Below are 5,718 nucleotides of genomic sequence, written 5' to 3' on the forward strand. Positions count from 1 at the left end.
CACGGCCACCGGGTGGCCGTGGCGCAGCGCCCGGCTCAGCGCTTGGTGCAGGCCGATCCGGTTGGGTAGGCCGGTGAGGGTGTCGGTGATGTCGACATGCCGGCTCTCGCGCAGGGAGATGAGCTGGCGGACGGCGACGGCGCCGGCCATGACGATGAGGCCGATGACCAGACCGCCCCAGGTCATCAGCTGACCGTCGCGGATGGTGACCACGAGCATGAGGGCGTAGCCGAGACCGACCGTGGCGTAGGGGAAGTAGGCGAGCACGGTGGCTTGCCGTTCGCCGGACCCGACCGTGCCGTCCTCGGGTTCTCCGCCGGTAGTGATGCGAGCGTGCTGCCAGATGGTTGCGGTCGTCATGAGCAGCGACGCGATCACCACCGCCACGGTGGCCGGGACAGGACCGGTGGCGTGGTTGCCGTCGTTGCTGACGCCGTCGAACGCGGTGTCGGCAAGAAGGTAGACGGTGAGCCCGGCAACGAGGACGGTGACGGGCCGGATCGGGCCGGCCAACCCACCGCGCAGCAGCATCGTGCTGATCGCGATCAGCAGCAGCAGGTCACCGATCGGGAACCCCACCGTGAGCAGCGACCGGGACGGGTCCGGGTGCATCGCCAGGTATGGCTGCAGGATGAAGTACCAGGTGAACATGAACCCGCCGCCGAGGATGGCGACGGCCTCGGCGGCCAGCGCCGCCCGCTGCCAGCCGTGCAGCCGGCGGGCGGGGAATGACACCACCCCCAGCGAGAGCACGGCGTACATCGCCGTCCCGGCTAGCGCGCCGCACCACCACCACACCTGCTCCCGCAGACCCGACATCGCGGTGGCCGCGCCGAATGCGACGTTGGCCACCACCGCCAGGACCCGGCCGACGGCGATGAGCCGCCACGCCGCCCGGTCGAGTCCGAGCTCCGCAGTCCGCCACGCGCACACCGCGCCAAGCAGATCCAGCAGCGCCAGGGTCGCCGCGGTGACGGCATGCTGGGCCGGTGCGGCGGCGATCGCGACCGCCTGTCCCGCCACGACGAGGACGGCAAGCGTGGCGACCGCGACCAGCGGCAGCCGGCTGCCAGGCCGGTTGATGCCGTTCATCCGGCTGCCGGGCAGCATGTCGAACAGCTCCAATCCGCATGCAGACGACGAGTAGTGACTTGCACCACAAGGTTTCTTATCGGTCGCGGCCGGGCGAAGCAAGCCCGAGCAGCCAGGCAGGCGCGATCAATGGACAAACGGCGCAGGACGATGGCTAGCCGGGTTGCTGGTCAGTGCGATGAGGTGGCTCCAGCAGGACGATGTGGAACGGGGCGAACGGGATCGGCCATCCTCCTGCGAGCGCGGCCAGCAGCACGATCACGAGGGCGGGTTTGGCGACGAGGGAGAAGGCGACCGCCGGCGTAGTGGGGCGGAGGTGTGGCGGCCTTCGCCGATCGCGGTCGCGACGGTGGAGTAGGCGTCGTCGGTGAAAATGAGGTCGGCGGTGGCGCGGGCCAGATCGGCCCCGTGGGGCGTGTAGAGCGACGCCGATGTCGACCGCGGCGAGGGCGGAGGCATCGTGGCGCCCTCTTGCCGCAACAGACCTCGCCTCGCCGTTGCAGTGCCTCGGCGATGCGGCGCTTGGCCGCGAGAGCTTGATGGACCCGGTGCGGCGATGCCAGGGCCAGAGTGACGTTGCGGGGTGGCCAGCTCTGCTTTTCGTCGGAGGTTCCGGCTCCTGTGACGCCTTCGTCGGCTTTGTCGCTTGAACGAGATGACTGACCGCCTATTGCCGTCCCGGCCTGCCCGTGCGGTCCGGCCGATCGAAGGAGAGAGCCGTATGCAGTGGATTCGCCCGAACCGATGTGACAACTCTGGCCCGAACTGTCTGGAGGTTGCCCTCACGCCCGACGGAGGCCGGCTGCTGCGGAACTCTCAGCGGCCGGAGGTCACGATCAAGGTTGATGCTCAGGAGTGGTCGACCTTCGTCGACTCGGTGAGGGCCGGCCAGAACCTCTGAGCGGGTGGGTGGTGGGGCGACCCGCGAGCTCATGGAAGACGGGCCGCCCTACCATCCGGGGAGCCACCTCACCGCACACCGCTTTTGAAGGCGACTGTGTAGGGTCGGCGCCCGTGAAGGTCACGATCGCCCTCGTCCTTGCGTTCGCGTACGGGTGGCTGACCGGTCGGATCCCCGCCCCCGAGGACCCGGGCACGTTCTGGATCGGCAACCTCGCCGGCCCGTACTTGGTGATCAGCTTCCTGGCCAGCGTGTGGACGGCCCGCAGGGTCTGGTCGGCCGCCCTGACCGGTGCCGCGGCGGCGGCCGTGACGGTTTGCGGCTTCTACAACGTCCTGGCGGTCGGCATCGACGCCCGGAACAAATGGGAATTGTCGCCGTCGACCCCGGAGTTGGTTGCGCTGCGTGTCGCGTACGAGCACTGGCTGCGCCTACAGCTGATCGGTGCCCGTCCTTGGCTGCTGATCGGCCTGGTGGCCGGGGCCGTGGCCGGCTATTTCGGCTACCGGTGGGCGGACCGGCGCGACCGCCTGGGCCTGGCACTACTGGGCGGCGGTCTGGTCGTAGAGCCCGCCCTGTACTTTGCCAAGCTGAGTCCGAACATCGGCTTCACCGGGTACCCCTACCGCCCGGTCAACCTTGCCATTTGGTTGGCCGAGGCCATGGTCGGTGCCGCGGTCCTGGTCTACGCCCTGCGGAGTGCGCGCCGAAAGACCCCTGCGGCGTCGGCGGACGCGACCTAAGTCCTTGGACGTACATCGTCCGAGATGCCTTCCGCGTGCTCATCGAGATGAGGCGCCAGCAGCGGCGATACCCCGCCTAGACTGCCGCGATGGACTCGCCATCCCACGAACGGAAGATCCGCCCGTCCCAGCCCGGTCCGGACGCCGCTCGACGCCCAACCAGCCCTGCTCAGCACGATTCCGCCCCTGCCGAAACCTTCAGCCCCGAAGCAGAGTGGACGGATAGCGAAACGCAACCAGAAACAGCAGCAGGGGCGGTAGTCGGCATTATCGGCGGACTCGCAGCAGCCGGGGGAACGATCTTCCTCCTCTACAAGTACGACGAACCAAGCACACCCACGGATCTGCTCCTCGGGGCAGTTTTCGTGTTCGGCGGCTTGCTACTCCGTATCGAGTCCGCGATTCGGCGCACAGGCGGGCGCGGAAAGTCCTGACCACGGCACCGGGGGCACGCCAGTGCTACCACCGGCGCCCAGCCGGAATGGCAGGGACGGCGAAGGTTGTGGGCCCTCGGCAAGCGCCGGTCAGCGGGCCTTCTTCGTTGCCCGCTTGCGGGGCGGGGTCAACAGGTCGGCTATCGTCGCGATGGCGGACGGCACGATCCGGTAGTATGCCCAGACCCCGCGCTGCTGGCGTTCGAGCAGGCCGGCTTCGGTGAGGATCCGAAGGTGATGACTCACCGTCGGCTGGGAGAGACCGAGCGGCGCCGTGAGGTCACTGACGGACGCCTCACCCTCGGGAGCGGACTGGATCAGGCTGAGCAGTCGTAGCCGGGCCGGGTCGGCGAAGGCCTTCAGCACTCCGGCGAGCCGTTCGGCATCGGCGCGCTTGATCGGCTCCCCGGCAAGCGGCGAAATGGCAGGCATCGAAGTTTTCACAGTTCCCACGCCTTCCATGGTTCCACGAACACCGTCGATCGGCCGGTGGAACCAGGACCAGAATCCCGATGGCGACGGCGAGACCTGAGCGAAAGGCACGGCCGGGGGCGAGAGAGAGTACCGGCGACCGACGGCGGCTTGACCCGGGGCCGTGTTGGTGTCTGAGATCTCCTGTTCGGCCGGCAACCCGGTAGCATGCGGCAGACGACGGGCGGCAGCCGGAGTGCAGCTCCGGTACGACTCGGCGGGCGGCACCGCCGGTCGGACGGCTATGGCGCCGGTCAGGCCGGGGCCGGAGTGAGAGAGGAACCTGCTCGGCGTGTTCCAGCAACCGAACCGGACCCGGACGACCTTCGGAAACTCAGCTGGCGGGATGCGAGACGCCGCCGGCGGGGCGCCAGGCGTCGACCCGCCGTCGGCTTGGGACGCGGAGCTGGCCAAGGCGGTGCGACAGGTCGCCGTGCTGCGCACCGGCTTCTACATTGTCGTGCTGCTGGTCGCGCTCGGCGGCCAGGTGTCCGGGGCGATGGAGCGTCTCGGCATGCCGTGGTACGTCGCCCTTCCCGCCGTGGGGGCACTGGAGTTGGGCGGCGTCGTGGTGCTGGCGAACGCCGACGTTCGCCGTCGACTCGGCGAACGGGCGGTCCTGTCCCGCGTGCTGTCGGCGGGCATCGCCGCCGGGGCGGTCGCGTTCAACTGGCTGGCGCACAGCAACCACCTCGAGGGCGGCTTCTACGCGGGCATGTCAATGCTCGGGTACCTGGTGTGGCTGATGAACACCGAGAACCAGCGGCGGGACCGGCTGCGCGCCAGGCAGCAGCTGCCACCCACCACACCGGCGTACGAACCGGTCGGGCACTGGGTACGACATCCGTGGTTGACCCGCCGTGCACGCTCGCTCGCCAAGGCCGACCCCGGCCTCGGACTGTACGACTCGCTCGACGCCGCGCACGCGCAGATCCGCGCCGAGCGGCGGCAGGCGGCACTCAGCAAGGTCCTGCACCGCAAGATCCGCCGAGCACTGGACGCCACCACCGCCGACATCGCCCTGGCCGTGTACGACCTCGACGAGATCGCCCGGCGGCTGGGCGAGCGGGCGGACTACGACGGGCTCACCACCCTCATCGCGGCCGATCTGGCACCTGAGCGCGTGCTGGCCGGGAACCTGCCGGCCAGCGGCCGCCGCCGGTGGTGGCGTCGGGCCGGTCAGCCCGACCCCGTCGCACTCGCCTCGGCGGCGCGGCTACTCGCCGACACCCCGGAGGGTCTGGCCAACGTGCCCGCGCGGCATACGGTGGCCGGCGCGCCGGACGCAGCCCCCGCGCTCGATACGGTCCCCGTCTCCCCGTCAGTGCACGCGGCCTCGGGCGGCTCAACCGGGCCAGGGTCGGCCGGGAACGACGTTCAGCACGTGAACGCCACCGAGAAGGCAGCAGACAGTACCGAGCGGCCGGCGTCGGAGCGGCCCGAGGCGGTGCCGGCCGACCGTACCGACCTGCAGATGGAGCAGTCCGAACGCGATCGCCTCCCGTCGACCATCGATCAGCCCGATCCGTCCCGTGCCTCTGACTGGGCGGCGCTGCACGCGGAACTCGCCCCGCTTCTGCCGGCAACCGCACCACGCCGGGCACCGCGCAACGCGGTAGGCCGGGCGGCCGCCAGTCGGGGAGAGGCATCGGCGAGCTCGGACGCGCCGGGCTCTGTCGAGGAGCAGGCGGGCGCCGCGGCATCGGCAGCGCCCCGCAGCCCGGCGCCGATGAAGCGAACCGCCACGGGCCGGGCGCGCGCGGTCCGAGTCGCCGAACCGGCGGGCGAGCCGGCTTCGGTCGCGTCAGTCACGCGAGAGCTACCGCTGGTGGGCGGGCGAGACCTGCCGGACCTGGTAGACACGGCGGCGAGCCGCACCACCCCGCCGGTCGCGGCCCCCGACAGCGTGGAGGGGTCCACCGAGCAGCGACCAGCGTCGCGCCCCCAGCAGCACCGGCGAGACGACGCGGACCCTCAGCCGGGCTCGAAGGCCGTTCCGCGGCGCTCCAACAGGCAGTCGGCCGAGACCGGCCGCCGCTGACCGAAAGAGCGTCAACACCTGACCGATCAACGTCAA

At 70.4% G+C, this 5,718-nt stretch carries 5 protein-coding genes; 3 read left to right on the forward strand and 2 right to left on the reverse strand.

What is annotated here, in order from left to right:
- The coding region (locus ACWEVO_RS28375) for a hypothetical protein (RefSeq protein ID WP_452310548.1) at positions 1-1,110 on the reverse strand (1,110 nt) is incomplete at its 3' end.
- A gap of 703 nt (positions 1,111-1,813) precedes the next feature.
- On the opposite strand from ACWEVO_RS28375, the gene ACWEVO_RS28380 reads away from it, so the two are divergent.
- Together ACWEVO_RS28380 and ACWEVO_RS28385 are read left to right on the forward strand one after the other, a co-directional pair.
- Positions 1,814-1,993 carry a DUF397 domain-containing protein gene (locus ACWEVO_RS28380; RefSeq protein ID WP_452310551.1) on the forward strand — a complete coding sequence of 60 codons (180 nt, stop codon included), beginning with the start codon at positions 1,814-1,816 and terminating at the stop codon, positions 1,991-1,993.
- 113 nt (positions 1,994-2,106) lie between these two features.
- Complete coding sequence (locus ACWEVO_RS28385) at positions 2,107-2,736, forward strand: hypothetical protein (protein ID WP_452310549.1); 630 nt, start codon at positions 2,107-2,109, stop codon at positions 2,734-2,736.
- Positions 2,737-3,260: 524 nt separating this feature from the next.
- Here the strand turns inward: ACWEVO_RS28385 and ACWEVO_RS28390 are convergent.
- Positions 3,261-3,632: an ArsR/SmtB family transcription factor gene (locus tag ACWEVO_RS28390; protein WP_452310552.1), complete on the reverse strand. Its 372-nt coding sequence runs from the start codon at positions 3,630-3,632 to the stop codon at positions 3,261-3,263.
- A 355-nt stretch (positions 3,633-3,987) separates the two neighbouring features.
- Here ACWEVO_RS28390 and ACWEVO_RS28395 point away from each other — a divergent pair, with 355 nt between their 5' ends.
- Positions 3,988-5,682, forward strand: a complete 1,695-nt coding sequence (locus ACWEVO_RS28395) for a hypothetical protein (RefSeq protein ID WP_452310550.1) — start codon at positions 3,988-3,990, stop codon at positions 5,680-5,682.
- Positions 5,683-5,718: the final 36 nt, after the last annotated feature.

It is taken from the genome of Micromonospora sp. NPDC003776, assembly GCF_053605645.1.